The 25888-nt window shown below is 70.1% G+C and carries 27 protein-coding genes; 18 read left to right on the top strand and 9 right to left on the bottom strand.

The features are described 5' to 3' along the window. Nucleotides 1-9 precede the first annotated feature (9 nt). Complete coding sequence (locus SSP08S_RS45490) at nt 10-675, top strand: TetR/AcrR family transcriptional regulator (RefSeq protein ID WP_019074320.1); 666 nt, start codon at nt 10-12, stop codon at nt 673-675. A gap of 4 nt (nt 676-679) precedes the next feature. On the opposite strand, the gene SSP08S_RS45485 is transcribed toward SSP08S_RS45490, so the two are convergent. Beyond that, on the bottom strand, nt 680-1969 hold the full coding sequence (locus tag SSP08S_RS45485) for a DUF6716 putative glycosyltransferase (protein WP_019074319.1): 1290 nt from the start codon (nt 1967-1969) through the stop codon (nt 680-682). A 207-nt stretch (nt 1970-2176) separates the two neighbouring features. Next, complete coding sequence (locus SSP08S_RS45480) at nt 2177-3025, bottom strand: MaoC family dehydratase (RefSeq protein ID WP_019074318.1); 849 nt, start codon at nt 3023-3025, stop codon at nt 2177-2179. Nucleotides 3026-3377: 352 nt separating this feature from the next. Here SSP08S_RS45480 and SSP08S_RS45475 point away from each other — a divergent pair, with 352 nt between their 5' ends. The 7 genes from SSP08S_RS45475 (at nt 3378) to SSP08S_RS58825 (ending at nt 10387) form a co-directional block, all read left to right on the top strand. Further along, a complete protein-coding gene (locus SSP08S_RS45475; RefSeq protein ID WP_019074317.1) occupies nt 3378-5291 on the top strand; it encodes an AMP-dependent synthetase/ligase in 1914 nt (637 codons plus the stop codon). A gap of 105 nt (nt 5292-5396) precedes the next feature. Beyond that, nucleotides 5397-7169: a 3-oxosteroid 1-dehydrogenase gene (gene kstD, locus SSP08S_RS45470; RefSeq protein WP_019074316.1), complete on the top strand. Its 1773-nt coding sequence runs from the start codon at nt 5397-5399 to the stop codon at nt 7167-7169. Nucleotides 7170-7370: 201 nt separating this feature from the next. Next, nucleotides 7371-7865, top strand: coding sequence for a hypothetical protein (locus tag SSP08S_RS63895; RefSeq protein ID WP_245608085.1), 495 nt, complete (start codon nt 7371-7373; stop codon nt 7863-7865). Next, complete coding sequence (locus SSP08S_RS45460; RefSeq protein ID WP_019074314.1) at nt 7865-8161, top strand: DUF6317 family protein; 297 nt, start codon at nt 7865-7867, stop codon at nt 8159-8161. Before SSP08S_RS63895 ends, SSP08S_RS45460 begins: the two co-directional genes overlap by 1 nt. A 7-nt stretch (nt 8162-8168) precedes the next feature. Continuing rightward, the gene (locus tag SSP08S_RS45455) at nt 8169-9458 is read left to right on the top strand and encodes a WXG100 family type VII secretion target (protein ID WP_019074313.1); all 1290 of its coding nucleotides are present in this window, start codon (nt 8169-8171) and stop codon (nt 9456-9458) included. Then, nucleotides 9436-9972, top strand: a complete 537-nt coding sequence (locus tag SSP08S_RS45450) for a hypothetical protein (protein ID WP_043260266.1) — start codon at nt 9436-9438, stop codon at nt 9970-9972. The genes SSP08S_RS45455 and SSP08S_RS45450 overlap by 23 nt, the downstream gene beginning before the upstream one ends. A gap of 100 nt (nt 9973-10072) precedes the next feature. After that, complete coding sequence (locus SSP08S_RS58825) at nt 10073-10387, top strand: hypothetical protein (RefSeq protein WP_245608084.1); 315 nt, start codon at nt 10073-10075, stop codon at nt 10385-10387. A gap of 53 nt (nt 10388-10440) precedes the next feature. Here SSP08S_RS58825 and SSP08S_RS45440 read toward each other — a convergent pair whose 3' ends face one another. The 3 genes from SSP08S_RS45440 to SSP08S_RS45430 all read right to left on the bottom strand — a co-directional run bounded on the left by SSP08S_RS45440 (nt 10441) and on the right by SSP08S_RS45430 (nt 12216). After that, complete coding sequence (locus SSP08S_RS45440) at nt 10441-11124, bottom strand: class I SAM-dependent methyltransferase (RefSeq protein WP_026179391.1); 684 nt, start codon at nt 11122-11124, stop codon at nt 10441-10443. A gap of 61 nt (nt 11125-11185) precedes the next feature. Continuing rightward, nucleotides 11186-11524, bottom strand: a complete 339-nt coding sequence (locus SSP08S_RS45435; protein ID WP_026179390.1) for an AzlD domain-containing protein — start codon at nt 11522-11524, stop codon at nt 11186-11188. Further along, nucleotides 11521-12216 (bottom strand): AzlC family ABC transporter permease, encoded by a 696-nt coding sequence (locus SSP08S_RS45430; protein ID WP_026179389.1) that lies wholly within the window; start codon nt 12214-12216, stop codon nt 11521-11523. Before SSP08S_RS45430 ends, SSP08S_RS45435 begins: the two co-directional genes overlap by 4 nt. Nucleotides 12217-12302: 86 nt before the next feature. Here SSP08S_RS45430 and SSP08S_RS45425 point away from each other — a divergent pair, with 86 nt between their 5' ends. After that, the gene (locus SSP08S_RS45425; protein WP_019074306.1) at nt 12303-12878 is read left to right on the top strand and encodes a helix-turn-helix domain-containing protein; all 576 of its coding nucleotides are present in this window, start codon (nt 12303-12305) and stop codon (nt 12876-12878) included. A 119-nt stretch (nt 12879-12997) separates the two neighbouring features. Here the strand turns inward: SSP08S_RS45425 and SSP08S_RS45420 are convergent, their stop codons facing one another. Next, nucleotides 12998-13201: a cold-shock protein gene (locus SSP08S_RS45420; protein WP_003992177.1), complete on the bottom strand. Its 204-nt coding sequence runs from the start codon at nt 13199-13201 to the stop codon at nt 12998-13000. Nucleotides 13202-13487: 286 nt separating this feature from the next. Here SSP08S_RS45420 and SSP08S_RS45415 point away from each other — a divergent pair, with 286 nt between their 5' ends. From SSP08S_RS45415 to SSP08S_RS45395, 5 genes are all read left to right on the top strand, one after another. Beyond that, nucleotides 13488-14336 carry a menaquinone biosynthetic enzyme MqnA/MqnD family protein gene (locus tag SSP08S_RS45415; RefSeq protein WP_019074305.1) on the top strand — a complete coding sequence of 283 codons (849 nt, stop codon included), beginning with the start codon at nt 13488-13490 and terminating at the stop codon, nt 14334-14336. Between the two features lie 60 nt (nt 14337-14396). Continuing rightward, a complete protein-coding gene (locus SSP08S_RS45410) occupies nt 14397-16178 on the top strand; it encodes a serine/threonine-protein kinase (protein WP_026179387.1) in 1782 nt (593 codons plus the stop codon). 7 nt (nt 16179-16185) lie between these two features. Then, nucleotides 16186-16767 (top strand): hypothetical protein, encoded by a 582-nt coding sequence (locus SSP08S_RS45405; protein WP_019074303.1) that lies wholly within the window; start codon nt 16186-16188, stop codon nt 16765-16767. Nucleotides 16768-16839: 72 nt separating this feature from the next. Next, nucleotides 16840-18039, top strand: coding sequence for a cyclic dehypoxanthinyl futalosine synthase (mqnC, locus tag SSP08S_RS45400; RefSeq protein WP_019074302.1), 1200 nt, complete (start codon nt 16840-16842; stop codon nt 18037-18039). 7 nt (nt 18040-18046) lie between these two features. Then, a complete protein-coding gene (locus tag SSP08S_RS45395; RefSeq protein WP_019074301.1) occupies nt 18047-18451 on the top strand; it encodes an imidazolonepropionase-like domain-containing protein in 405 nt (134 codons plus the stop codon). 90 nt (nt 18452-18541) lie between these two features. Here SSP08S_RS45395 and SSP08S_RS45390 read toward each other — a convergent pair whose 3' ends face one another. Continuing rightward, the gene (locus SSP08S_RS45390; RefSeq protein ID WP_019074300.1) at nt 18542-19588 is read right to left on the bottom strand and encodes a chitinase; all 1047 of its coding nucleotides are present in this window, start codon (nt 19586-19588) and stop codon (nt 18542-18544) included. 402 nt (nt 19589-19990) lie between these two features. Here SSP08S_RS45390 and SSP08S_RS45385 point away from each other — a divergent pair, with 402 nt between their 5' ends. From SSP08S_RS45385 to SSP08S_RS45370, 4 genes are all read left to right on the top strand, one after another. Beyond that, nucleotides 19991-20299 carry a hypothetical protein gene (locus SSP08S_RS45385; RefSeq protein WP_019074299.1) on the top strand — a complete coding sequence of 103 codons (309 nt, stop codon included), beginning with the start codon at nt 19991-19993 and terminating at the stop codon, nt 20297-20299. Nucleotides 20300-20318: 19 nt separating this feature from the next. Further along, complete coding sequence (locus SSP08S_RS45380) at nt 20319-22721, top strand: bifunctional polysaccharide deacetylase/glycosyltransferase family 2 protein (RefSeq protein WP_026179386.1); 2403 nt, start codon at nt 20319-20321, stop codon at nt 22719-22721. Then, nucleotides 22718-24079, top strand: a complete 1362-nt coding sequence (locus SSP08S_RS45375) for an acyltransferase family protein (RefSeq protein WP_019074297.1) — start codon at nt 22718-22720, stop codon at nt 24077-24079. Before SSP08S_RS45380 ends, SSP08S_RS45375 begins: the two co-directional genes overlap by 4 nt. Before the next feature lie 82 nt (nt 24080-24161). Further along, entirely contained in the window at nt 24162-24866 is a 705-nt protein-coding gene (locus SSP08S_RS45370; protein ID WP_019074296.1) for a demethylmenaquinone methyltransferase, read from the top strand. A 28-nt stretch (nt 24867-24894) separates the two neighbouring features. On the opposite strand, the gene SSP08S_RS45365 is transcribed toward SSP08S_RS45370, so the two are convergent. Further along, nucleotides 24895-25209, bottom strand: coding sequence for a PASTA domain-containing protein (locus tag SSP08S_RS45365; protein WP_019074295.1), 315 nt, complete (start codon nt 25207-25209; stop codon nt 24895-24897). A gap of 120 nt (nt 25210-25329) precedes the next feature. Next, nucleotides 25330-25863, bottom strand: coding sequence for a GNAT family N-acetyltransferase (locus SSP08S_RS45360; RefSeq protein WP_078532757.1), 534 nt, complete (start codon nt 25861-25863; stop codon nt 25330-25332). Nucleotides 25864-25888 lie beyond the last annotated feature (25 nt).

Genomic DNA, 25888 nt, shown 5'->3' with positions numbered 1-25888 from the left:
CTTGCCCCCATGGGTGCCGTGAAGACCAAGCGGATGCCGCGTGCGGTCCGTGAGCAGCAGATGCTCGACGCCGCCGTGCGGACCTTCGGACAGCGCGGCTACATGGCCGCGTCGATGGACGAGATAGCCGAACTCGCGGGCGTGTCAAAGCCGTTGGTGTATCTCTACCTGAACTCGAAGGAAGACTTGTTCACCGCGTGCATCCGGCGCGAGGGACAGGCGCTCACCGAGGCGGTGCGGGCCGGGGTCGACACCCGCTCGCCCGCCGACCGCCAACTCTGGGACGGGCTGCGTGCGTTCTTCACGCACACCGCCCAGCATCCGGACGGCTGGTCCGTCCTGCATCTCCAGGCCCGCACCCACGGCGAGCCCTTCGCGGCCGAGGTGGCCGCGCTGCGCGCCGAACTCGTCGCGTTCGTCACCGAGTTGATCGCGGTCACCGCCCGCGAGGCGCACCGTGACCGTGACCCCGACCTCGCCGAGCGCGAGGTGGCCGGCCTCGCGGAGGCGCTGGTCGGTGCCGCCGAGTCCCTCGCCGCCTGGTCCAACGCGACCCCGGGCGTCACCGCGAAGCAGACGGCGGCGACCCTGATGAACTTCGCCTGGGCCGGCCTCGGCAACCTGATGGAGGGGCGGCCCTGGTCACCGCCGGCCGGCACCGAGGACCGGTCCTGAGGTCTCAGACGGCCCCCCACTTGCGCAGCGTCGGCGCCACCCGCTGATATCCCACCCGGTACACGGCCTTGGCGCCGCGCCGGGCCACTCCTCGTACGGCCCTCTTCAGACCCGAACCGCCCGTGCCCAGCGGGGTGTTGAGGGGGCGGCCCTTCTCGTCGAAGCCGTTGCGGGCCAGCAGGCCGCCCAGGTAGATGCCGGCGCGCTCCGGTGTGTAGTAGGGGCGCAGCGTCGGCAGCGGTCCCGCGGCGCGCAGTGCGGCCACGCGGGTGCGGGCGGCGGCGTAGGGGTCGCTCTTGCCGATGCCCTGGGCGTCGGCCCAGGCGGGGTCGGGCAACGGGAGGGCGCCGGCGTCGAGTTCGTCCCAGGAGGCGAGGCAGCCGGAGTGGATGAAGTAGTGGTTGCCGTGTGCCTCGCGGACGCCGAAGTCGGTGAGGATGGCGGTGGGGATGCCCCGCTGCATCGACTCGAGGGCGGCGGTGGAGCTGACGGTGACCAGGAGGTCGGTGCGGTCGAGGACCTCGCCCATGTTGCCGTAGACCAACTGGAGGTTGGCGGGGGCGGGTTCGGCGAGGTTCTGGATGAGGAGCTGGTAGGGGTCGGCCTCGACGTGGGTGGTGTGCTCGCCGGGGAGGCTGCGCAGCTTCATCAGGACCTGGCGGTCGGGGTGGCGCCGGGCGTGGGCGGCGGCCCGCTCCAGGAGCCGCAGGCGGTCCTGCTTGCTCTTGGGGACGGAGGGCTGGACGGCGAAGGTGAGGGTGAACGGCCGTTCGGTGGACGGCCGGTAGGGCTCGCCGCCGAGGAAGGGCAGGGCGCACTCCACGACCGAGTCCGGGTCGATCTCGACGCTCGCGAACGCGGCGCCGAACCGGTCCGCGTCGTAGGTGGAGTTGGCGAGGACGATGTCGGTGCCGCCGCGGGTGAGCAGTCCGTCGATCATCTTCTCGTAGACGACGCCGACGTAGCCGGTGACGGTGATGGGCCGGTGTTCGCGGCCCGCCCAGGCGAGGCCGAGGCTGTGGGTGAGGGCGAGGACCGTGCCGCCGGAGACGGCCATGACGACGATGTCCGCGTCGGCCAGGTCCGCGTCGTCGACCAGGTCGGCGGTGGGGAGTTCGCGCGCGGTGTCGGGCTCGATGCCGATCTCGGCGAGCTGCCGCTCGGTCGGGGTCGACCGGCCGCGCAGGAAGTACGCGTCGAGGGCGTGCCCCGGGGCGATCTGCTGTGCCACGGACGCTCCCCACTTCCAGCGGGTGTCCGAGTCGGCGAGTACGGCGATGCGTCTGGGGGGCATGGCTCAGGGGCCCTTCCTGGCGGGTCCGGCGAAGTGAGGCGAGGGTAAGAAGGAACCCTGAGGAACGTATGAGCGATGTCTTGAAAGTGCCTTGGGCGGGCTGGGGTTTTCCTGTGCGGAATCCTCAAGGGCCCTTTGTTCGCCCGGGATTTCGAGATGCGCCTGAGGGAGCCGGACGTTTTTTGTTCGCCCAGTGTTCACCGGGGCTCAGGCAACGGCCGGGCGCACGAACCCCTCCACATGTGTCCGGCCGGTCACGTCCCGCAGCGCGAAGCGGTCGTCGAGCGCCGCGTACTCCACGGTTCCCGGCAGCAGCACCGGCGCCCTGAACTCGGCCCGCACCAGCGCGCGTTCGGGCGTCCCGTGGGCGGCGAGACAGCGGGCCGCCGTCCACATGCCGTGCGCGATGGCCCGTGGGAAGCCGAACAGGCGGGCGGTGAGCGGGTGGAGGTGGATGGGGTTGCGGTCGCCGGACGCGGCGCCGTAGCGCCGGCCCACGTCCTCGCCGAGCCGCCACTCGGCGACGGTGGGCAGGGGCTCGGACTGCTCGGCCACTACGGGCGGCTGCGCCTCGGTGCGGTGGCGGGCGAGGTAGGTGCTCCGTGACTCCCAGACGAGGGTGTCGTCGGCCCGCATCTCCGTCGTGACCGTCGCCTCGGTTCCGCGCCGGTGCGGGGCCAACTCGTCGACGTAGACCGTCAGTTCGTACTCACCGGTGGCCGGTACCGCCGTGTGCCGGGTGATCTCCACCGAGGTGTGGACCAGGCCGAGCAGCGGCAGTGGGAAGGCGCGGCAGCTCATCAGGCGCATGGCCAGCGGGAAGCCGAGGACGTGCGGATAGGTGATGGGCAGGGCGTCGTCACCGGTGGGGAAGCCGCACACCCGCTCGTAGGCGGCCAGCTTCGCCAGATCCACGCGGACGCCGGGCAGGACGAGCCGGGTGCGGGGGAACTCGGCGTCGGCGCGGGGCCGTTTGAAGGGGGAGAGGAGGGCGCCGCGGAGAAGGAGCGGGGTGAGCGCGGGGGTGTCGGTGAGGGGTGGATAGGGGTTGGCCATGTCCCACTCCCGGGTGGTGTCCTGGGCGGCTCTTTTCGGCTTACTTCGGAGTAAGGTTACCGTAGGTAAGGCCAAGTGGGGCGAGCCGGACGGTCCATGGCGGGTGCATGGGTGACGCACCGGCGGCGCACGGCCGGCCCATGGCCGACAAAACGCTGCGAACCCGCCGAGGTTGCACAGGCCCGGCCCGGTACCACCCCCGAACCCGCACAAAGTCCCCACGAGGGGCCCGTACGATCTTCGACCTGACCCGAGGTAACACCCGGCCGTCGGTCGTGGATGAACACCTCGGTACGCACCACGCGTACCTAATGCAGCAGAGCGGTACAAGCTGCACGCCTCAGGAGCTGCCATGTCCCTCGCCTACCCGTCCGGCTACGACTACGACGGCGCGCCCGTACTCGTGGAGCCCGAGATACGGCGGCTGGACGGCGTGGTCCGCGAGGTCTCCGTACCGCCGCTGGTGGCACCGGCCACGCACGGCTCGCTCGCCGACGTGCCGTTCGAGAACGCGGCGGCGGCCCCCGACCACCTGGTCCTCAGCAGGCAGACGGAGGACGGGAGTTGGACGGACGTCACGGCGGCCGAGTTCGCCGAGCAGGTGCAGGCCGTCGCCAAGGGGCTGATCGCGGAGGGCCTCCAGCCGGGCGACCGGATCGCCGTCATGGCGCGTACGTCGTACGAGTGGACGCTCCTCGACTTCGCCGCGTGGGCGGCCGGTCTGGTCACCGTCCCCATCTACCCGACCTCCTCCCTCTTCCAGATCCGCTGGATCCTCCAGGACACGGGCGCGGTGGCGATGGCCGCCGAGACGGTCGCGCAGGCCTCGTCGCTCGGCCCGGAGACGCCCCGGCTGCCCGACCTGCGCCACATGTGGGTCTTCGAGAAGGGCCACCTGGACCGGCTGGCCGAGCTGGGCCGGACCGTCCCGGACCAGGAAGTCGCCGTACGCCGTGGGGTGTTGCTGCCCGACACGCTCGCCACCGTCATCTACACCTCGGGCACCACCGGCCGCCCCAAGGGCTGCGCGATCACCCACGGCAACTTCCTCGCCGAGGTCGACAACGCGATCGAACTCCTCTACGGCGTCTTCAAGAACAAGCCCAACGAAGAACCCTCCACGCTCCTCTTCCTCCCCTACTCCCATGTCTTCGGCCGGATGGTCGCGGTCGCCTGCATCCGCGCCCGGGTCCGCCTCGGCCACGCCGCGAGCCTCAAGTCCGAGGACCTGCTGGCGGATCTGGCGAGCTTCCAGCCGACCTTCCTGCTGGCCATCCCGTACATGCTGGAGAAGGTCTTCAACAACGCCCGGGCGAAGGCGGAGAAGGGCGGCCGCGGCAAGATCTTCGACCGCGCGACCAATGCGGCCGTCCGCTACGGCGAGGCTCTGGAGACCCGCCAGTCCGGCAAGGGCTCCGGCCCGAGCGGCCCGCTGCGGACGGCCCGCGCCTTCTACGACCCGCTCGTCTACCGCAAGATCCGCAACGCCCTTGGCGGCAAGCTCCGTTACGTCATCTGCGGCGGCTCCCCGCTGGGCCGCCGGCTCGCCGCGTTCTACGCCGGCGCGGGCATCGAGATCTTCGAGGGCTACGGCCTCACCGAGACGACCGCGGCCGCGACCTGTACGCCGCCCCTCAAACCCCGGCTGGGGACGGTGGGTTGGCCGATGCCCGGCACCAAGGTCAGGATCGCCTCCGACGGCGAGATCCTGCTCGCCGGCGGCCAGGTCTTCCGCGGCTACTGGGACCCGCACGGCGACGGGGTCGCCCCCGCCTCCCAGGACGGCTGGCTCGCCACCGGCGACATCGGCCACCTCGACGACGAGGGCTATCTGACCATCACCGGCCGCAAGAAGGAGATCCTGATCACCGCGGGCGGCAAGAACGTGGCCCCGGCCCCGCTGGAGAACTGGCTGCGCGCCCACCCCCTGATCGCCCAGTGCATCGTCGTCGGCGACCGCCGCCCCTACGTCGCCGCCCTCATCACCCTCGACCTCGAAGGCATCACCCACTGGCGCCAGATGAACGGCAAGCACCCGGTCCCCGCCGAACTCCTCGTCGAAGACGACGAGTTGAGAGCGGTCCTGCAACGCGCCGTCGACGACGCCAACAAGCTCGTCTCCCGCCCCGAGTCCATCCGCCGCTTCAGCGTCCTCCCGGTGGACTTCACCGAGGCGGCCGGACATCTGACGCCGTCGATGAAGCTGCGGCGCGAGGTCGTGATGCGGGACTTCGAGCGGGACATCGAGGCGCTGTACGCGAACTAAGCGCCGTTCGGGGCGATTTGGCGTCTTGGTGTGGACCTGGTTATTGACTTCACAAGACCCCCGCGCGACATTCCCAGCCCATTTCCCCGTCGGGCTGGAGCGGCCATGACCCCGAGCACGGACGCACATGCGGAACTCCCGCGCAGAAGAAGCGTGTTGGCCGGTGGTGCGGTCGCCGCACTCGCCGCCGCCGGAGTCTCCACCTCGGCCCACGCGGCCGACCTCCCCCTCCTCGGTACCTACGACGTCGTGGTGATCGGGTCCGGAGCGGCCGGGATGACCGCCGCGCTGACCGCCGCCAAACAGGGTCTGAGCTGTGTCGTGGTGGAGAAGGCGCCGACCTTCGGGGGCTCGGCCGCCCGCTCGGGCGCCGGGATCTGGATCCCGAACAACCCGGTGATCCTGGCCGCCGGAGTCCCCGACACCCCCGCCAAGGCGGCCAGTTACCTCGCGGCCGTCGTCGGCGCCGACGTCCCGGCCGACCGCCAGCAGTCCTTCCTCGCCCACGGCCCCGCCATGATCTCCTTCGTCATGGCGAACAGCCCGCTGCGCTTCCGCTGGATGGAGGGATACAGCGACTACTACCCGGAGTTGCCGGGCGGCCTGCCCAACGGCCGTTCCATAGAACCGGATCAGCTCGACGGCAACATCCTCGGCGCCGAACTCGCCCACCTCAACCCGCCGTACCTCGCCGTTCCGGCCGGCATGGTCGTCTTCAGCGCCGACTACAAGTGGCTCGACCTGGCCGCAGTGAACGTCAAGGGTGCCGCCGTGGCGACCGCGTGCCTGGCCCGGGGGACGCAGGCGGCGCTGCTCGGGCAGAAGCCGCTCACCATGGGGCAGTCCCTCGCCGCCGGTCTGCGCGCCGGACTCCAGTCCGCGCAGGTGCCCGTGTGGCTCAACACCCCTTTGACCGACCTGTACTTGGAGGCCGGGACGGTCACCGGAGCCGTCGTCACCCGCAACGGAGCCGCCGGACTGGTCCGCGCCCGGCGCGGGGTCGTCGTCGGCTCCGGCGGCTTCGAGCACAACGCGGCCATGCGCGCCCAGTACCAGCGCCAGCCCATCGGCACGGACTGGACGGTCGGCGCGAAGGAGAACACCGGCGACGGCATCCAGGCGGGTCAGAGGGTGGGCGCTTCCCTCGCGCTGATGGACGACGCCTGGTGGGGGCCGGCCATCCCGCTCCCCGCCGACCCCTACTTCTGCCTCGCCGAACGCACCCTCCCCGGCGGCCTGTTGATCAACCAGGCCGGTTCCCGCTTCGTCAACGAGGCCGCCCCCTACAGCGACGTCGTCCACACGATGTACGACCGCAACGCCGCCGCCCCCGACATCCCGGCCTGGCTGATCGTCGACCAGAACTACCGCAACCGCTACCTCTTCAGGGACATCCTGCCGACGTTCGCCTTCCCCGACGACTGGTACAGCTCGGGCGCGGCCTACAAGGCGTGGACCTGGGACGCCCTGGCCACGTCGATCGGCGTCCCGGCGGCGGCCCTCCGCTCCACCGTCACCCGCTTCAACTCCCTTGCGGCGAGCGGCAAGGACACCGACTTCGGGCGCGGCGACAGCGCCTACGACCACTACTACACGGACCCCGCGATCCTCCCCAACTCCTGCCTCGCCCCGCTCTGGCTGCCCCCGTACTACGCCCTCCGCATCGTCCCCGGCGACCTCGGCACCAAGGGCGGCATGCGCACGGACGCACGGGCGCGGGTGCTGCGGGCGGACGGTTCGGTGATCCCCGGTCTGTACGCGGCGGGCAACGCGAGCGCGGCGGTGATGGGCCACAGCTACGCGGGCGCGGGCTCGACGATCGGTCCGGCGATGACGTTCGGGTATGTGGCGGCGCTGGATCTGGCGGGGGCGCTGTAGCGGCCGTAGGGCTGCCGGCGCGGCCTGGTCATCACGCGGTCAAGGGATGGCCAGGCCGTTGCCAAGCGGCCGTATGCATTGCGCATGCAACGGGCCGGTAGGGCGGACATAGCCGGATTTGGGCCCTCGGTCGGTGGCTACTGTGATGGCGCGAACACGTCCACAGCGACGATCACGACCTACGGGGAAGAGGAGACGGCGGTGGGGGAGCCGAACCGTTCACGCCTTCTTGAGTACGCGCAGGGGCCGGCGCCGGCGGAGGTGCCCGAGGTGCGCCGGTCGAGCCTGCTCGACTACGCGGAGGCGACACCGCCACCGGGGCCTTCGGCGGACGGGCAGCCGGGGCCACGGCCCGGGGTGCCGCCGTACGAGACGGCTGTGTTTGTGCCTGCTCATCCTCGGTATGTCGACGCGGTGGACGACGACGGGCGGCCGGTTCGTGTGCCGTTCGTCGCGTACGAGCTCTTCGCGCACCCCACCGACGCGACCGGGGCCGTGGCCTTCGCCTTCACGACCCTGGAGAAGCTGGTCACCGCGCTCGGTGAGGCCCAGCCGTGGGTCGCCACCTCCCTGGGGCCGCTGGCCGAAGGAGTGGGCGAGCGGGGCGTCACCGTGCTGCTCGACCCGCGGGTGGCTCCCGGACAACGCAACTGGCAGGTGGCCGATCTGGCGGCCTACGCGCGGGAGGTGCGCTGATGTCGGCCGACTTCAAAGCGGTCATGAGCGACCTGACCTCGATGGTCTCGACGTTCCACGACCAGGCCACGGACTACCGGAAGCTGCACGACCAGGTGGCCCCGCCCGTGGTGAGCGGCGGGGACGCCGGCCTCGACCACGCCATCAAGGAGGTCGCCGATCTCATCGTCGCCCTCCACATCGGCTTCGCCGACCGGCTGGACGACCGGGGCGACAAGGTCGCGTACGCGCGCGACTCCTTCCACCGGCACGACATCGACGTCCACGGCGTGTTCGAAGACCTGATGGCGGGATGAGGGGCCGATGACCGACAGCTGGGTCGGCGGCGACATCGGCGGACTCCGCACGATGGCCACGACATACAAGAACGCCAAGGACAAGCTCGACGACGTCATCACTCCGCTCACGCGCGCGGTGGACGCCCTGGTCGACGACGCGGGTTGGAAGGGAGAGTCGGCGGAGTCCTTCCGCGCCACGTACACCGAGGACGCGGTGACCGCCGGGGCCTTCGCCGGTCTGGTGCACTCCGCCGGCGAGATCCTCGACACCCTCGCCGACGCGCTGTCCGCGTGCGAGACGGCGCTGCAGAACGCCGAACACGTCGCCACGGGCAAGGGCGTTCCGATGGGGGACAAGGGTGTGCCGCTGGCCATGGTCACGGCTGATCCACCGAGCGCGGCGGACCAGAAGGCGATCTCCGCGATGACCGAGTACGACACGGTCCGCAAGGAGGTCCTGCACACCGCCCAGCAGGCCCGGCTGGTGGCCGCGGACCGGCTCGCGGGGCTGTACGAGCAGGTGACCGCGGCGGTGTCGACCGGCGACAAGGTCACCCTCGCGGACTACCTGCGGGGCCTGTACGCGTTCGACGCCGAGGACACCCGGGTCGACGGCGCCAAGGCACGCACCAAGATCGACGACGCCAAGTCCGAGGCACAGGCAGCCAAGAAGGAACTCCGCGCAGAACGCAAGGCGTTCCAGAAGGCGGGCCGCGCACTGCCCAAGGATCTCCCGGCCAAGGGGGCCTACGCGGACGCGGTCGCCAAGGTGCGGTCCCTGGAGGACGACATCGCCGCCGCGGACAACGGCAGCACGAAGCTGCCCTACGACCGCGCCCTCAACGTCAAACTGGGGGACGCCGCGGACGCGTTGCGCACGGGCGAGAGCCTGGACAAGCTGCCGGACTTCCTCAAGGAGATTCCGGTCCTGGATGTCGCCGCGGCCGGCGCCTGCGGGCTGCTGGAGGCATCCGACGATCACGACAAGGGCTGGTCCTGGCAGCACTCGGTCGCGGTGGACGGCGGTGCCAACGTGGCGGGGCTGGTCACCGGTGCGGCCATCACGGCCGGTCTGGTGGCTGCCGCACCGTTCGAAGCGCCCGCGATCGTCGTGGCCGGGGTGGGCGGCGCGATCGTCGTCGGGGCGACCGGCGTCATCGACCACGCCTTCCACGAGCACTGGAGCGAGGACATCCACGACCACGGGGTCGTCGGTGGGGTGCTGCACGGCACCGGCAATGTCATGACGGAGACCGGGCATGACTTCGTACGACTGAAGGATGACGTCTGGCATGGCATCAAAAGCATCTTCTGAGGGCGCGGCTCCCAGAACCCCGGCCAGGATTCCCGCCCTCCCCGGGCTCGGCACCACCTGGTACGAGCGTGGCACCCGATATTGGCTGCGCCGTGTTTCCGGCGCTCTCCTCTGGTTCGCCGTGCTGGCCTTCTTCTGCTACATCGCGCTCGTCCTCTACGGGAGTTTCCGCACCAGCCTGCCGCCCACCGTGCGCACCGTGTGGGACTGGGCGCAGGCCGCTCTGTCCGTCGTGGCCCTTGCCTGGGGGTGGCGGGTACAGCGGCGGGACCTCCGCAAGAAGCTGCTCGACCCGCCCACGCCCGGCGAAGCCCGTCGGGCCAAGCGGGACGAGACCCGGCGCTCCACCGGACTGGCCGTCGCGGGCCGCGCCCTGTGGCTGGTCGCGGCACCGGTCGCCCCGGCCCTCGTGGCGGGCTGCGTCGGCTGGGTGATCGCCGCGTTCGCGGTCCGCGAGTACCCCAGCGAGGTCGGCGCCCGCCGCTGGCTCCAGGAGCACCCGTCCGGAACATGATCCCCTCCGACATCCCGAAGATCCCCGGGCTCGGCAGGACCTGGTACGAGCGCGGCGTGGGCTACTGGCTGCGACGGGCTTCGGGCGCGCTCTCTGGGTCGTGCTGATGGGCCTGATGTGCGGTGTTGCCGTCGAGCTCTACCAGTCGTTCCGCGTCCATCTGCCCCCGCTCCCGCGCATGCTGTGGGACTGGACGCAGATCGCCGCGGCCTGCGTGGCCCTGGTGTGGGCGTGGGTGAAACAGCACCGGGCCATCCGCGAGAAGATGCTCGACCCGCCGACTCCCGAGCAGGCCTGGATCGAGAAGCGGTACGGGACGCAACGCGGCCAGAACCTGGGCCGTGCCCTGTTCCTCCCCGCGCTGCTCGTACTCCCGGTCGTGCCGCGCTCTTCGCCTGGTGCGTCGGCACGGTGATCGCCATCTTCACCGTCCGGGAATACCCCAGCGAGGTCGGCGCCCGCCGAGCCCTAGAGCACAGCCGCGGTCTTACGACCGGTCAGAAACGCCTGCGCTGACGACTCCCCGAGTTCCGGGTTCGCCTCCCGTACGGTCCGTGACCGCAGCGCGAATCCCGCCGCCTCCAGCAGTTCCGCCATCGCCTCCGGTCGCCGCCGTTCGAAGTCCAGGCGGACCGGGTGGCCGAAGGGACGGTCGAGGGTGAGGGGGTGGTCGCCCGCCTGGAAGGCGAGCAGGAGATGGCCGCCGGGGGCCAGGACGCGGTGGAACTCGGCGAAGAGGGACGGGAGTCGGTCCACAGGGGTGTGGATGGACGAGTACCAGGAGACGGCCCCCGCGAGCGTCCTGTCGGGGATGTCCAGCTCCAGCATCGAGCCCTGCCGGAAGGGCAGGTCCGGGTTCTCGCGTCGGGCGATCTCGAGCATCGAACCGGACAGGTCGAGGCCGAAGACGTCCAGGCCGAGGGAGGCGAGGTGGGCGGTCGTACGGCCCGGTCCGCAGCCGAGGTCGGCCACTTGTCCGCCTCCGCCACGGTTCACCAGCTCGGCGAAGTCGGCCAGCACCGCCCCGTCCCGTGGCCCGGCGAGCTCCTCGGCGAACATCTCCGCGTAGTCCTCGGCGACCGCGTCGTAGAAGATCCTGGTGGTGGTCACGAAGTCGGCTTCGGCGGATGGCGTCGATGGTGTCGATGTCATGGGCGGGGACCATACCGACGCCCACTGACAACCTGACAACGCCCGGTCCACGCACGCCGGTTCAGGCCACCCCGGCCAGTCGGAGCACCGCCGTCACCCCGGCCGCACCCAGCACCACCACCGCGAACGGCGCCCGCCGCCACGCCAGTACGCCCCCGACCAGCACCCCGGCCGGCCGGGCCCACCCCGCGAAGCCGCCGCCCTCCGTCAGTGCCCCGGTCGCCAGCAGCGCGACCAGCAGGACCACCGCGCCGGCGGACAGCAACTCCTGTACGCGGGCGGAGAGTTCGACCCGTCCGTGCAGCACCGGCCCGACCAGCCGGAAGGCGTACGTCCCGACCAGCCGGAAGGCGTACGTCCCGACCGTCAGCGCCAGGATCACGGCCACCGTCGGGCTCATGCCGTCGCCCCCCGCCGGTACAGCGCGAGCCCCGCCAGGGCCAGCAGCACCGGCACCCCGGCCGGGACGCCCGGCGTCATCGTCACCGCGACCGCCACGGTCGCGCCGAACAGTGCGGACCGCCGTACACCCGCTTCCTTCCGCACCGCGGGCAGCGTGAGCGCGACCAGTACGGCGGGGAAGGCCGCGTCCAGGCCGTACGCGTCGGTGTCGCCGAGCGCGCCGCCGGCGAGCGCGCCGATCAGCACCCCGGTGTTCCAGGCTGCGAACAGGCCGAGCCCGGAGACCCAGAACGCGGTCCGGCGTCGTAGCGGATCCTGCTGGGCGAGGGCGAAGGCCACCGTTTCGTCGGTCACGAGGTGCGCGCCGGCCAGCCGGGCGAGGCGGCCGCTGCCCAGGATGTCGGCCACGGCGAGGCTGTATGCGGCGGTGCGGGTGTTGAGGAGCAGACCGGTGGCCGTCGCGGCGAGCGGGCCGCCGCCGGCGAGGAGTACGCCTACCGCGCTGAACTGCGCCGAGCCCGCGTAGACGAGCAGGGACATGGCGATCGGGACCCAGACCGGCAGGCCGCCGGCCACCGCGATCGCGCCGAAGGAGACGCCCACGATGCCGCCGGCCAGCCAGACGAGGGAGGCGTCCCGGATTGTTTCCCGGAGCACCGCGAGAGAGGATGTTCGCTCTGCCGTACGCATGTTCTCTACAATGAACAGCAGAGGCTTCGTTCGTCAAGGCGAACAATCGTACCGATGGAGCGAACGCGAGTGACCATGGAGCGAACGTGACGTCCGACATCTCCGACGTGCCGGCCCGGCTTCCCCTCGACTGGATCGCCGCCGCGCTCCGGCGGGAACGCACCCGCGTCGGGCTCTCCCTCTCCGAGCTGGCCAAGCGGGCCGGCATCGCGAAGTCCACGCTGTCGCAGCTGGAGGCGGCCGGCGGGAATCCGAGCATGGAGACGATCTGGGCGCTGGCCGTCGCGCTCGGGGTGCCGTTCAGCGCGCTGGTGGAGCCGCCGGCGCCGTCCGTGCAGGTGATCCGCGCGGGGGACGGGCCGACCGTCCACTCCGAGCAGTCCAGCTATACGGCCACGCTGCTCTCGGCGAGCCCGCCGGGGGCGCGGCGGGACATCTACTACGTGTGGCTGGAGCCCGGGACCGTGCGGGACTCCGAACCGCACATCCCGGGGACGGTGGAGCACATCGTCGTCAGCGCGGGGCGGGTGAAGGCCGGACCGGGGGAGGGGGCGGTGGAGCTCGGGCCGGGGGACTACATGGCGTATCGCGGGGATGTGCCGCACACGTACGAGGCGCTGGCGGCCGGGACCATGTTCGTGCTCGTCATGCAGCACGTGTGAGGCCCGGACGGGGAAAGGCAGGAGCCCCGTCGCCTTGCGGCGCGGGGCTCCTTGGGTACTGCTATCTGTTCCGGATCAAAGCACCAGGCTCCGAGACCGAATAACTACGATCGTGTGACTCAGACGGGGGTGACGTTCTCCGCCTGCGGGCCCTTCGGGCCCTGGGTCACGTCGAAGGAGACCTGCTGGTTCTCCTCCAGCGAACGGAAACCGCTCGCGTTGATCGCGGAGTAGTGAACGAAGACGTCGGGGCCGCCGCCTTCTTGGGCGATGAAGCCAAAGCCCTTTTCGGCGTTGAACCACTTCACGGTTCCGGTAGCCATAAGCCCTCCTTGGGCCCAAAGGGTTGCCCTGCTCCAGAACCCTGCAAGTGTGAAAACAAGTCCCGCACTACTGCATACGTCTGAAAACGACTAGAGCCTGCGGTTACATGCTCCGCAGGCTCTGTACTGCAAGGGAAACCAAACTGCAACTTGCGGCGAGCCTAGCACGCGGGCAGCCGAAAGCAATAGAGGCCAAGATCACATCACCCGGACGTTTGAAGATCGCCAAAGGCTTGACTGTGGGGCCGAAGTATGGAGCGTACCTCATGAGGTCTAGCCTCGCGTTGTGGACAATTCTCGCACCCGGCCGCGCGTCGGCCACATCCAGTTCCTGAACTGCCTGCCCCTGTACTGGGGGCTCGCGAGGACAGGCACCCTTCTCGACATCGAGCTGACGAAGGACACCCCGGACAAGCTCAACGAGAAGCTGGTGCAGGGCGACCTCGACATCGGGCCCATCGCCACCGCGGAGTTCCTCAAGAACGCGGACGACCTGGTCGTCTTCCCGGACATCGCCGTCGGCTGCGACGGCCCGGTGATGTCCTGCGTGATCGTCTCGCAGGTCCCGCTGGACCAGCTGGACGGCCGCCGGGTCGCCCTGGGCTCGACCTCGCGGACCTCCGTCCGGCTCGCCCGGCTCCTCCTCGCCGACCGTTACGGCGTCCAGCCCGACTACTACACCTGCCCGCCGGACCTGAGCCTGATGATGCAGGAGGCCGACGCCGCCGTACTCATCGGCGACGCGGCCCTGCGCGCCTACATGGTCGACGGCCCCCGCTTCGGGCTGGAGGTGCACGACCTCGGCACGCTCTGGAAGGAGTGGACCGGGCTGCCGTTCGTCTTCGCCGTGTGGGCCGCCCGCCGCGACTATCTGGAGCGCGAGCCCGAGATCACCCACAAGGTCCACGAGGCCTTCCTCGCCTCCCGCAACCTCTCCCTCGAGGAGGTCGGCAAGGTCGCCGAACAGGCCGCCCGCTGGGAGGACTTCGACGAGGAGGTCCTGGAGCGGTACTTCACCACCCTCGACTTCAGCTTCGGCGCACCCCAACTGGCCGCGGTCACCGAGTTCTCCCGCCGGCTGGGAACGGCGAACGGTTTCCCCGCCGAACTGAAGGTGGATCTCCTCCAGCCGTAGCAACCGGAGGGGCGCGGCGCACTACCCTGCTGGAAGTCGTACGGGGGAGGGGTGGACGGCATGCAACCGCTCGGCGTTGACGAACCCACGGTCGTGGGGCCCTACCGGCTGCTCGGACGGCTCGGCTCCGGCGGGATGGGCCGGGTCTATCTCGGGCGCAGCGCGGGCGGCCGTACGGTCGCGGTCAAGATCGTGCATCCGCACTTCGCGCTCGACGAGGAGTTCCGCGCCCGCTTCCGCCGCGAGGTCGACGCCGCGCGCCGGGTGGGGGGTGCCTGGACGGCCCCTGTGCTGGATGCGGACCCCGAGGCCTCCGTGCCGTGGGTGGCTACGGCCTACGCTGCGGGGCCCTCCCTCTCCGCCGCCGTCACCGACGGCGGGCCACTGCCCACCGCTTCCGTACGGGCCCTGGGCGCGGGGCTCGCCGAGGCGCTGACGGCCGTCCACGAACTGGGGCTCGTGCACCGGGACGTGAAGCCGTCCAATGTGCTCCTCACTCTCGACGGGCCCCTGCTCATCGACTTCGGGATCGCCCGCGCCACGGACGGCACCGCCTCCCTCACCTCCACCGGTGTCTCCGTCGGCTCGCCCGGTTACATGGCCCCCGAGCAGATCCTCGGGAAGGGCGCGACGGGGGCGTCCGATGTCTTCTCTCTGGGTGCCGTGCTGGTCTACGCGGCCACCGGTGAGTCGCCCTTCCGCGGTGACTCCTCGGCGGCGCTGCTCTACAAGGTCGTCCACGAGGAACCCGAACTGGGGAAGCTGGGCGGCGAGTTGCGGGAGCTGGCCATGGCCTGTCTCGTCAAGGACCCCGCCTCGCGGCCGAGTCCGGGCGAGGTGTCCCGGCGGCTCGCTCCCGAAGGTGCCGCGCGGCTGGTCGCCGGCGGGTGGCTGCCGGGGGCGCTGGTCGAGCAGGTCAGCCGAAGTGCCGTACAGCTGCTGAATCTTGAGGCGGCGGGGGTGGCCGAGGGAGTGCCGTCGGGGCCGGTGGCGTTCAGCAGTCCTTCGGTGGGGGCGGGGGTCGGCACCGCCGAGGGCGGGGCGTTCGGGCCGGCGCCGGTGATGCCGAAGCAGCCGGTGGGGCCGCCTGTGGGGCCTTTTGTGCCCGAGCCTCGCGACACGCCTCCGCACGACGGTCCGCCCCTGAGCGACACCGTCCCGCCGGACTCCGGCAAGCGGCCGGGGAAGTTCTCCGTGTCCGTCGCCGCCACGTCGGCTCCGGGCGCGGACGGGCGGGGGCGCAGGGTCGGTTGCACCGTCGCCCTGGCCGTCGCCGGGGCGCTCGCGGTGGCGACCCTCGTGCCGACCTTCCTGTACTGGATCCAGCCGGGCGACAAGGGCTCGGACACGTCCGCGGGTTCGGCCCCCACGGCGACCTCGACCGGCGGGCCGGGCAACGAGTACAGCGGTGAGCCGAGCAGCGGGACGACCGGCGCGTCCAGCAAGGAGCCGAGCAGCGGCCCGAGTTCACCCGTCCCCACCTCGTTGCAGTCCGTCCCCGCCTCCTACCTCGGCACCTGGGAGGGCGAGGGCACCGCACTCGGCGGCACCCTCCCGGACGGGAGCTTCCGGCTCACGATCGCCAAGGCGGGCGTCGGCCAGCAGCTGGGCGTCCTCCGGCAGACCGACCAGCTCGGCGGGGTCTGCGACGACGTACTGACCCTGAAGCAGGTGACCAAGACCCGGCTCGTCGCGAGCGCCGCGGGCGCCAGGACCAACCGCGACGTGTGCAACCAGGCCGCCCACACGGTCACCCTCACCCCCACCGGCGACGATCTCACCTACGCCTCGGACAGCTCGGCCGAGGGCTCCCCGACCGCCCGGCTGTCCAAGGTCGGGTAGCGGTCCGATGGACTACGACCATCTCCTCATCGCCCTCGCGGGAGTGTGGGGCGCCGGTGCGGGCGCGGTGGTCGCGCGGGCCGGGCGGCGCGGTGCCGGGACCGCGCTCCTCGTGATCCTGGTGTGCGTCGCCCTCGCCGTCGCCACCGGGATCAGGCCCGAACTGGCGGTCTGGCTGCTGCTCGCACCGGTCGCGCTGCTGCCCGCCGTCACCGACCTGGCGCTCCCGGCCGCGGGTGCCGCCCTCGCCCTCCTCGGTGTCGTCGCCCTCCTGCCCGAACACGCCGGTGACTGGACGACCGCACTGCGCGGGGCACTCGCACTGGGCGCCGCGTACTACGCGCTGTCCCGCCTCGACCCCGGCGCCGGTGGCCTGGGCGCCGGGGAGGTGAAACTCGCGGTCGGGGCCGGGGCCGTACTCGGGTGGTACGGGTGGCCGACGCTGATGCTGGGGGCGTTCGCGGGGTTTGTGCTCAGGGGGCTTTACGGGGGTGTCCTCGGCCGGAGACGGCGGGTCGGTGTCCGTTTCGGCCCGTTTCTGCTCGCGGGCGCGTTCCTCGGGCTGCTGGTCGGGGCGTACACGGCCTGAGGTCGGGACGCGATATGTGCTGGCGTAGGCTGGCAAGGTCCGTCCACAACCCTTGACGAAAGGGACCTCCCGGTGACCGAGAAGGCCGAGCTTCAGTCCGTCCTCGACCGTGCCGCCGAGGGCGGGCGCATCACCCCCGAAGAGGCGCTCGACCTCTACCGCGACGCCCCGCTGCACGCGCTCGGCGCCGCCGCCGACGCCGTACGCAAGCGGCGGTACGCGGGTACGGAGCACATCGCGACGTACATCATCGAGCGGAACATCAACTACACGAACGTGTGCGTCACGGCGTGCAAGTTCTGCGCCTTCTACGCGGCCCCCAAGGACACCGCCAAGGGCTGGACGCGTGACCTCGACGACATCCTGCGCCGCTGCGCCGAGACCGTCGAACTCGGCGGCACGCAGATCATGTTCCAGGGCGGCCACCACCCGGACTTCGGCGTCGAGTACTACGAGAAGCACTTCGCCGCGATCAAGGCCGCGTACCCCCAGCTGGTCATCCACTCCCTCGGCGCGTCCGAGGTCGAGCACATGGCCCGCATCTCGAAGGTCTCCGTCGAGGAGGCCATCTCGCGGATCCACGCGGCCGGTCTGGACTCCTTCGCCGGCGCCGGAGCGGAACTCCTCCCCGCGCGCCCCCGCAAGGCCATCGCGCCCCTCAAGGAGTCCGGCGAGCGCTGGCTGGAGATCATGGAGACCGCGCACGGGCTGGGCGTCGAGTCCACGTCGACCATGCTCATGGGCACCGGCGAGACCAACGCCGAGCGCATCGAGCACCTGCGGATGATCCGTGACGTCCAGGACCGGACGGGCGGCTTCCGGGCCTTCATCCCGTACACCTACCAGCCCGAGAACAACCACCTCAAGGGCCGCACGCAGGCCACGCTCTTCGAGTACCTGCGCATGATCGCCATCGCCCGGCTCTTCATGGACAACGTGGCCCACATCCAGGGCAGTTGGCTCACCACCGGCAAGGAGGTCGGCCAACTCTCCCTGCACTACGGCGCGGACGACCTCGGCTCGATCATGCTGGAGGAGAACGTCGTCTCCTCGGCCGGCGCCAAGCACCGCTCCAACCGCCTGGAGATCATCGACCTGATCCGCAAGGCGGGCCGCGTCCCGGCCCAGCGCACCACCACCTACGAGCACATCGTCGTCCACGACGACCCGGCGAACGACCCCGTCGACGAGCGGGTCATGTCCCACATCTCGTCCACGGCGATCGAAGGCGGCACGGCCCACCCCGAGTTGAAGCTCCTGTCCGCCAACTAGGGCTGCCGTGCTGACGATTCACACGGCGGACGAGGGCGGGGCCGTGGCCGTCGAGGGGGCCCGGATCGCGGGCGTCGGGACCCTGGCGGACATCCGGGCCCGCTTTCCCGGCGCCCGGGTGCGGAGTTGGCCGGGCGTCCTGGGCCCGGCCCGCGTCCACGAGGGCCCACTCCCGGACGCCCCGAGCCCACGGGAGCGGATCCACGCCGTCCTCAAGTCGGGCGCGACGGCTGTCCTGGAGAAGCACGTCGACTCGGCCGAACTCCGCTCGGCGGCGAAACGGAACGACGTCCAGATCCTCCCGCACCCAACCGCCGCCGACCGTGGCCGAGCCGACCTCGCCGTATTCGACGAGGCCGGCGCTTGCGTTGCAACGGTGTGCGCAGGTCGGCTAGTTCACAGACTCCGCTGAGTTAAATAGGGGCGCGGGGCTGTGACATTGTGCGGCTCCGCCGCGTGGGCGCGCACAGCCACAACGCACCGTCACTCGGCAACGCACCCGTCACCCGGCAAACGCTTCCCCGAACGCCCCCGAACTCTGCGTCACCCCACTGCAGTCAGTCGCCGCATCATCATCGGACGACCCGCTCTCACACTGCTGATCCCGAAACGTCGACCACATCGACACCCACGCGATCTCCTTCTCCTCGGCAAACGTCCGCACCTGCGCCGCGTCCGAGAGCGAAAACGTCTCACCGGAAACATCGTTCACCCCGATCATCGAGGTGAGCGCCATCCCCTGCCACGCCCCGGCGTCCGAAAGCCCGAAGACCTTCTTCAACTGGGTGTGCGTGGCCGTGGCGGACGTGATCGCGTAGTCGCCCATGTCCTTGGTGTACGACTCGCCGTAATTCATCGTCATGATGTTGACCGTCGAGACCTGGACCGCGTTGTCGTTCGCGGACTCCAGCAGCGCCAGGCTGTCCGAGTCGAGCCCGGACGGCATCACGGGCAGCGTGAAGGACACCTTGAGGTCGGTGCGTTCCTTCTGGAGCGCGGCTATCGCCTTGGACCGCAGGGCGACCGACGCCGAGTCGGTGAGCGTGTCGCCCTCGATGTCGAAGTCGGCCTGGGTGGAACCCGCCGCGTCCAGCGCCTCGCCGTAGGCCTTCGCGAGCGCGGTGACACTCGTGCAGGTCTCGGCCAGCTCCTTGCCGGACGCCCCGCCGAAGGAGACGCGGACGGTCGCGCCGGACGTCTTGAGCGCCGCGATCCGGGACTTCACGGCCGCGTTGCCGATCGCGGTCGTACCGTTCCACTCCGGCGTACAGGTGCTGCCCTTGGCGATGGCGAAAGCGAGGTTGTACGTCGACGGCGACCCCGTGCTGTCCGTGTCGTCCGCGGTCGTGACGCTGACGTACGGCGCGTAGGACGTGCTCGACGACGAGTCCGACGGCGTCGGGGAGGCGCTTTCGGCGGGGCTCGTACTCGCCTCCCGGGTCGCCGACGGGGCCGCGTCGGACGAGTCGTCGGAGCTCGAGGAGCAGCCGGTGACCGTCAGGGCAAACAAGCAGGTGAGCCCGGCCGCCGGTTTCAGGAAACTCCTCATATGAGCATGCACCCTTTCCGTCTCGGGACGGTGATTTCTGTCTCAGGATGGAAACAGAGTCGGTTTCCGAAGCCTAAATGAAGCACATGGGGCTGTGTCTTACGAAGACAGAGGAAACATAGGAAACCCACGGGTATCGAAGCTCGAAACGGTCAAGTCGGGCGACGAAGCGGAAGATTGAGGACACTACTGACACCGGCCGTTCATAAGGCATTTCCTGGGTTCTCTAAGAAAAGACACAGGTTGCGGAGTTTTTCTTGGCGGGCTCACAAGAGAACCAGAGTTTTGGTCACATAAAGGCGGCCTAATGTCTGGGGAATGCAATCCGAGTCCGCCATCGATAACCACGCCTCTGCGCGCGGTCGCCGCCGCAAAGCCGGCAACGGGTCCGCAGAAGGCCCCGTGTTCGTTGACAACTCCGGCCGCCGGTCAAAGGTGCTGCGCCGGATCGGCCTCCTCATGGGCACCGTCTGCCTGGGGTACGCGTTCGTACTCGGCATGGCGTTCATGGGCTGGGGCATCTCCATGAACCCCTCCTCACTGCTGCCGTTCGGCGGCGGCCAGGCCGGTTCGGCCCCCGGGGGCGGCTACGGCCCCAACGGTGGCAGAGGCGGCGTAGCGCCCTCCGGTGTTCCGACCGGCGCTCCGACCGACATCCCTTCGGGCGCCTCCACGAGTGCGGCCCCGTCCTCCTCAGCCACCGCACACTGACCGGAGCGCCACCGCAGCCATGACTACGACGACTCCCTCGCGTGGGCGCCGACGCGCCCCCACTCGGATGGAGCGCGCGGCCGGCAAGGCCGCCGCGCTCCAACGGCCCCGAGTGATCCTCGCCCTGCTGCTTCTCCTCGGCCTCACCTGCGTGATGCTGCTCGACGGCTACCTGCGCGCGGAAGTCGGCGGCGACCAGCGCGTCCGGGACGGCGCGAGCGCCAGCAAGGTCCCCGACAAGGTGCTCAACGGCGGCCCGATCCTGACCTTCCGCAACGGCAAGCCGGTCACCCAGACGATCCCGAAGAAGACCATCGTCCTCACCTTCGACGACGGCCCGAACCCCACCTACACGCCCACGGTCCTGAAGATCCTCCAGAAGTACGACGTGCCGGGCACGTTCTTCCTGGTGGGCTCGATGGTCTCGCGCTACCCGAGCATCGTGAAGCAGATGGTCGCGCAGGGCAACGAGGTGGGCATCCACACCTTCACCCACGTCGACCTCTCCTACCAGAGCGACGCCCGCATCAAGCGGGAGATGGAACAGACGCAGCTGGCCCTCGCGGGCGCGGCCGGCATCACGACGACGCTGTTCCGCGCGCCGTACTCCTCGGAGACGGACGCCATCGACAACTACAGCTACCCCGTCTACAAGAAGCTCGGCGCCTCCGGCTACACCAGCGTCTTCGTCGACACCGACAGCGACGACTGGAAGCAGCCCGGTGTCGCGAAGATCATCAAGTGGGCGACGCCGTCCGGGACTTCGGGCTCCTCGGTGCTCTTCCACGACGCCGGCGGTGTGCGCTCGCAGACCATGAAGGCGCTGCCGCAGTACATCGAGAAGATGAAGGCGAAGGGCTACACGTTCACCACCGTGAGCGGCGCCATCGCCAAGAACACCTCCGCCGAGCGGGCGGCCAACGGCACGGGCGCCGGCGCGGGCGCGGGTGCGGCCGCCGGGACGAGCACCGGCACCGTCGAGGCCGGCGCGCAGCCCTCCGCGGCACCTTCCGGAGCGCCCGCCGGCACCACCCCCGGCGGCGGCCAGACGGTCGGTTCGGCCGCCGGCGGCACGGGCGGCACCCAGAACGGCACCCGCACGATCTCCATCCAGCAGGGCGCCCACCGCGAGGCGACCGGCATGACCCTCTACGAGGGCAAGGCGCTCATCTACGCCGTCATGGTCGCCGAGTGGGTGGTGCCGGGACTCGCGGCGGGCCTCACGGTCGTGGGCGTGGCCGTGATGAGCCGGTTCGGGATGATGCTGATCCTCGCCCGCCGCCACTACAGACAGCGCAACAAACGCCGGTTCAGCTGGGGTCCGACCGTCACCCGCCCGGTGACCGTCATCGTCCCGGCGTACAACGAGAAGGAGTGCATCGCCAACACCCTCGAGTCGCTGGCGAAGAGCACCCACCCGATCGAGATCATCGTCGTCGACGACGGCTCCTCGGACGGCACCTCGGAGATCGCCCGCGAGGCGGCCCGCTCGTTCGGCATGGACAACGTCCGCGTCATCCGCCAGGAGAACGCGGGCAAGCCCGCCGCCCTCAACAACGGTGTGCGCAGCGCGAGTTACGACATCGTCGTGATGATGGACGGCGACACCGTCTTCGAACCCGACACCGTACGACAGCTCGTGCAGCCCTTCGCCGACCCCGAGGTCGGCGCGGTCGCGGGCAACGCCAAGGTCGGCAACCGCAACACGGTCATCGGCGCCTGGCAGCACATCGAGTACGTGATGGGCTTCAACCTCGACCGCCGCATGTACGACCTGCTGCGCTGCATGCCCACCATCCCGGGCGCGATCGGCGCGTTCCGCCGCGAGGCGGTGCTCCAGGTCGGCGGCATGAGCGAGGACACCCTCGCCGAGGACACGGACATCACCATCGCCATGCACCGCGAGGGCTGGCGGGTCGTCTACCAGGAGCACGCCAGGGCCTGGACCGAGGCCCCGGCTTCGTTGAAGCAGCTCTGGTCGCAGCGCTACCGCTGGTCCTACGGCACCATGCAGGCCCTGTGGAAGCACCGCAAGTCCCTTACGGACAAGGGTCCTTCGGGCCGCTTCGGCCGGGTCGGCATGCCCCTGGTGGTGATCTTCCAGATCATCACGCCGGTCTTCGCCCCGCTGATCGACGTCTTCACCGTCTACTCGATGATCTTCGTCGACTTCTGGGCGTCCCTCGCGATGTGGTTCGCGGTCCTCGGCATCCAACTCCTGTGCGCGGCCTACGCGTTCAGGCTGGACCGGGAGAAGTACCGCTATCTGCTGATGATGCCGCTGCAGCAACTGGCCTACCGCCAGATGATGTACCTGGTCCTCATCCACTCCAGCATCACCGCCCTGACCGGCGGCCGGCTGCGCTGGCAGAAACTCAAGCGCACCGGCGAGGTCGGCACACCTGCGGGGGCGAGCTCATGACCTGGGAGCAGCAGCAGGGGTACGGGGGTGGCTACGGCCCGCCCCAACAGCCCCAGTACCCCCAACAGCCCTACGGCTACGACGGGTACGGCCAGCCGCAGCAGCCGTACCCGTATCAGCAACCGCAGCAACCCCAGCAGCCGTACCAGCAGCAACAGCCTCCGCAGTACGTCGACTACGGGCCGCCGGTGTACGCCACGGCGCCTCTTCCCGTCGTAGAACCGGAGGTGGAGCCGGAGGCCGAGACGGACTCCGAGCCGGAGCCGGTGGGCGAGAAGGTGGTTGAGGAGGCTGCCGAGTCGAAGGCCGCGCCCGAACCGGCGGGCCGGGACCGGTACTTCGACACCCTGCGGGCCGTCGCGCTGATCCGGGTGGTGACGTACCACACCTTCGGGTGGGCCTGGTGCGGGATGGTGTTCCCCTCGATGGGGATCATGTTCGGGCTGGCCGGGACGCTGATGGCGAAGTCGCTGGAGCGGCCCGCGTTCAAGGTGGTCAGGAGCCGGATGCGGAGGCTGCTGCCGCCGTTCTGGTTCTGGGGCTTCTTCGTGGTCGTGGCGATGATGATCCACGACTGGATGCCGGGCTGGCAGATCGTCTTCTGGGTGGTGCCGGTCGGGGATCCGCCGGGCAACGCCTGGGGTCTTCAGGCCTGGGAGATCCTCTGGTACCTGCGGACGTATCTGTGGTTCGTGCTGCTGTCTCCGGCGCTGCTGTGGATCTTCCGCAAGGCGCCGATCCCGGTGCTGCTGCTGACGCTGGTGCCGATCGTGGTCCTGAAGTTCGTGTGGTCGGGGCCGGACAACCGCTTCGGCAACGCCCTGTGGGACCTGTCGACGTACCTCTTCTGCTGGATCCTCGGCTTCGCCCACCGTGACGGTGTGCTCCAGAAGCTGAAGCCCTTCCTGGTGGTCACGCTGTCGGTCGCCGCGATCGTCTTCGGCGGCTGGTACGCGTTCACGCACCAGGCCGAGGCCGGCGGCACCTACGACCTGGACGAGAGCCCGCTCGCCCAGACCTACTGGTCCGCCGGTTACGTCATGCTGCTGATGTGGGCCAAGGCCTACTTCAACATCGACTTCGCCTGGCTGACCCGCTTCAAGCGGCTCGACCGGGTCGTCACGATCTTCAACTCCCGGGCCGTGACGATCTATCTCTGGCACGAGATCGCCCTCGTGCTGGCGGTGCCGCTGACCGACCAGTTCTGGAAGGTGCCCGCCTTCGAGAAGTGGCTGCCGCTGGGGAGCCAGTGGTTCATGTTCGGCATCGGCTGGATTCTCATCGCCGTCTTCATCGTGCTGTGCGGCTGGGTGGAGGACGTGGCGGCGAAGAAGAAACCGAGACTCCTGCCGTCGTGAAGTCTCGGGGCTTCCTTTTCATAAGGGGTTCTACGGGCCGGGCGCCTTCGGGGTGCCCGGCCCGTACTGCCACAATGGGCCCGTGACCCGCGCATCCCTGGACAAGCAGCCGCACGAAGTCGCCTCGATGTTCGACGACGTGGCGGAACGGTACGACCTCACCAACGACGTGCTGTCGCTCGGCCAGGACCGCCGATGGCGCAAGGAGGTCACCAAGGCGGTCGACGCCCGCCCCGCCCAGAAGATCCTGGACCTGGCCGCCGGTACGGCCACCTCCTCGCTGCCGTTCGCCCAGAGCGGCGCCTATGTCGTCCCCTGCGACTTCTCCCTCGGCATGCTCCAGGTCGGCAAGAAGCGCCACCCCTGGCTGCCGCTCACGGCCGGCGACGCCACGAAACTGCCGTTCAAGGACGACACGTTCGACGCCGTGACGATCTCCTTCGGGCTGCGCAATGTGCAGGACACGGACACCGCGCTGCGCGAGCTGTACCGGGTGACCAAGCCCGGTGGCCGGGTGGTGATCTGCGAGTTCTCGCATCCGACCTGGGCGCCGTTCCGCACGGTCTACACCGAGTACCTGATGCGCGCCCTGCCGCCGGTCGCCCGCGCGGTCTCCTCGAACCCGGACGCCTACGTCTACCTCGCCGAGTCCATCCGCGCCTGGCCCGACCAGCCCGCGCTGGCCGAGCGCCTGCGCAAGGCCGGCTGGTCGAAGGTCGCCCACCGCAACCTGAGCGGCGGGATCGTCGCCCTGCACCGCGGCTTCAAGGGCGCCACGGGCTGCTGACGGCGTGTGGGCTCCGCGGGCCGGTCGATCAGCTGATCACCGTCGCGAAGAACGCGTCGCCCGGCGGCTCGTCCAGCTCGCGCTGCATCCCGCCGCTCGGCGGCCGCGGGATCCGCGGCTCGCGCATACCGCCCCCGCCGTCCCCCTCACCGAAGTCGAACCACACGTAGACCATGGAGTCCCGCGGCACCTCGGCGTCGGGCTGCGGGTACTGCCGTACGACGTAGTCGACGACGGCGAGATGGAAGTCGGGCCGGTCCGGCGCGTTGATGAACAGGCCGCGGGCCTGGGCTGTCTCGCGCGCGTCCACGGCCATCAGGCCGACGAGCCGCGGTACGCGCACTTCAGGTGTTTTGGGCGTTAAGCGCACAGATGTCACCCCCAGCGGTACCGGAAGGGTAACCCCGGTCCGGTCCCGACCGGAAGCGTCAAGTGTCGTTCTGTAGCTGTTGGTTACTCCCAGTTACAGTACGAGCCGGTAGCAGTGTCCCTCCTCCGCGCGCGAGGGCGTGGTGAACACCTCGTCGAGCTTCATGCCGAGCCGCTTGGTCACCGCGATCGAACGGGTGTTGCGGGCCAGCACCATCGCCACCACGCTCGGCACCCCGGCCGCCCGCACCCGCTCCAGGGTCAGCTCGGCCGCCGCAGTGACGTACCCCTGGCCCCAGAACTCCCGCCCCAGCCGCCAGCCGATCTCGATCTCGCCCTTCGGCCCCCAGTCCTGCGGCCACGGCTGGGCGCCGGTGAAGCCGATGACGCGGTCCGAGTCGTCGAGCACGGTCCACAGGCAGAAACCGCGCTCGGCGTCGTGCCGGCGCTGGCGGGCGGTGAGCTCCTCGTAGACGGACAGTTCCGCCGGCCTGCCGCCGTGGAACTCCATGACGTCCGGGTGGTCGAAGACCCGGTGCCAGGCCACGGCGTCCTCGTCGGTGGGGACGCGCAGCCGTACTGCGGGGAGAGCTCGGTTCACGGGGCAGCCCTTCAGCCTGGTGATCAGTGGCGCTGAATAGACTGCCCATGTC

Origin of the sequence: Streptomyces hokutonensis (genome assembly GCF_000376565.1) — a bacterium.
GTDB classification, from domain to species: Bacteria; Actinomycetota; Actinomycetes; order Streptomycetales; family Streptomycetaceae; genus Streptomyces; species Streptomyces hokutonensis.
Note: the sequence above shows the minus strand (reverse complement) of the source record. Positions and strands in the feature narration are given on the sequence as shown.

Coding starts and splice junctions, on each gene's coding strand:
- SSP08S_RS45420 (WP_003992177.1), bottom strand. CDS start 13,201: ATGGCTACCGGAACCGTGAAGTGGTTCAACGCCGAAAAGGGCTTTGGC.
- SSP08S_RS45435 (WP_026179390.1), bottom strand. CDS start 11,524: ATGAGCCCGACGGTGGCCGTGATCCTGGCGCTGACGGTCGGGACGTAC.
- SSP08S_RS45405 (WP_019074303.1), top strand. CDS start 16,186: ATGGACTACGACCATCTCCTCATCGCCCTCGCGGGAGTGTGGGGCGCC.
- SSP08S_RS45475 (WP_019074317.1), top strand. CDS start 3,378: ATGTCCCTCGCCTACCCGTCCGGCTACGACTACGACGGCGCGCCCGTA.
- SSP08S_RS45490 (WP_019074320.1), top strand. CDS start 10: ATGGGTGCCGTGAAGACCAAGCGGATGCCGCGTGCGGTCCGTGAGCAG.
- SSP08S_RS45455 (WP_019074313.1), top strand. CDS start 8,169: ATGACCGACAGCTGGGTCGGCGGCGACATCGGCGGACTCCGCACGATG.
- SSP08S_RS45450 (WP_043260266.1), top strand. CDS start 9,436: ATGGCATCAAAAGCATCTTCTGAGGGCGCGGCTCCCAGAACCCCGGCC.
- SSP08S_RS45375 (WP_019074297.1), top strand. CDS start 22,718: ATGACCTGGGAGCAGCAGCAGGGGTACGGGGGTGGCTACGGCCCGCCC.
- SSP08S_RS45485 (WP_019074319.1), bottom strand. CDS start 1,969: ATGCCCCCCAGACGCATCGCCGTACTCGCCGACTCGGACACCCGCTGG.
- SSP08S_RS45480 (WP_019074318.1), bottom strand. CDS start 3,025: ATGGCCAACCCCTATCCACCCCTCACCGACACCCCCGCGCTCACCCCG.
- SSP08S_RS45410 (WP_026179387.1), top strand. CDS start 14,397: ATGCAACCGCTCGGCGTTGACGAACCCACGGTCGTGGGGCCCTACCGG.
- SSP08S_RS45380 (WP_026179386.1), top strand. CDS start 20,319: ATGACTACGACGACTCCCTCGCGTGGGCGCCGACGCGCCCCCACTCGG.
- SSP08S_RS45440 (WP_026179391.1), bottom strand. CDS start 11,124: ATGACATCGACACCATCGACGCCATCCGCCGAAGCCGACTTCGTGACC.
- SSP08S_RS45430 (WP_026179389.1), bottom strand. CDS start 12,216: ATGCGTACGGCAGAGCGAACATCCTCTCTCGCGGTGCTCCGGGAAACA.
- kstD (WP_019074316.1), top strand. CDS start 5,397: ATGACCCCGAGCACGGACGCACATGCGGAACTCCCGCGCAGAAGAAGC.
- SSP08S_RS45390 (WP_019074300.1), bottom strand. CDS start 19,588: ATGAGGAGTTTCCTGAAACCGGCGGCCGGGCTCACCTGCTTGTTTGCC.
- SSP08S_RS45460 (WP_019074314.1), top strand. CDS start 7,865: ATGTCGGCCGACTTCAAAGCGGTCATGAGCGACCTGACCTCGATGGTC.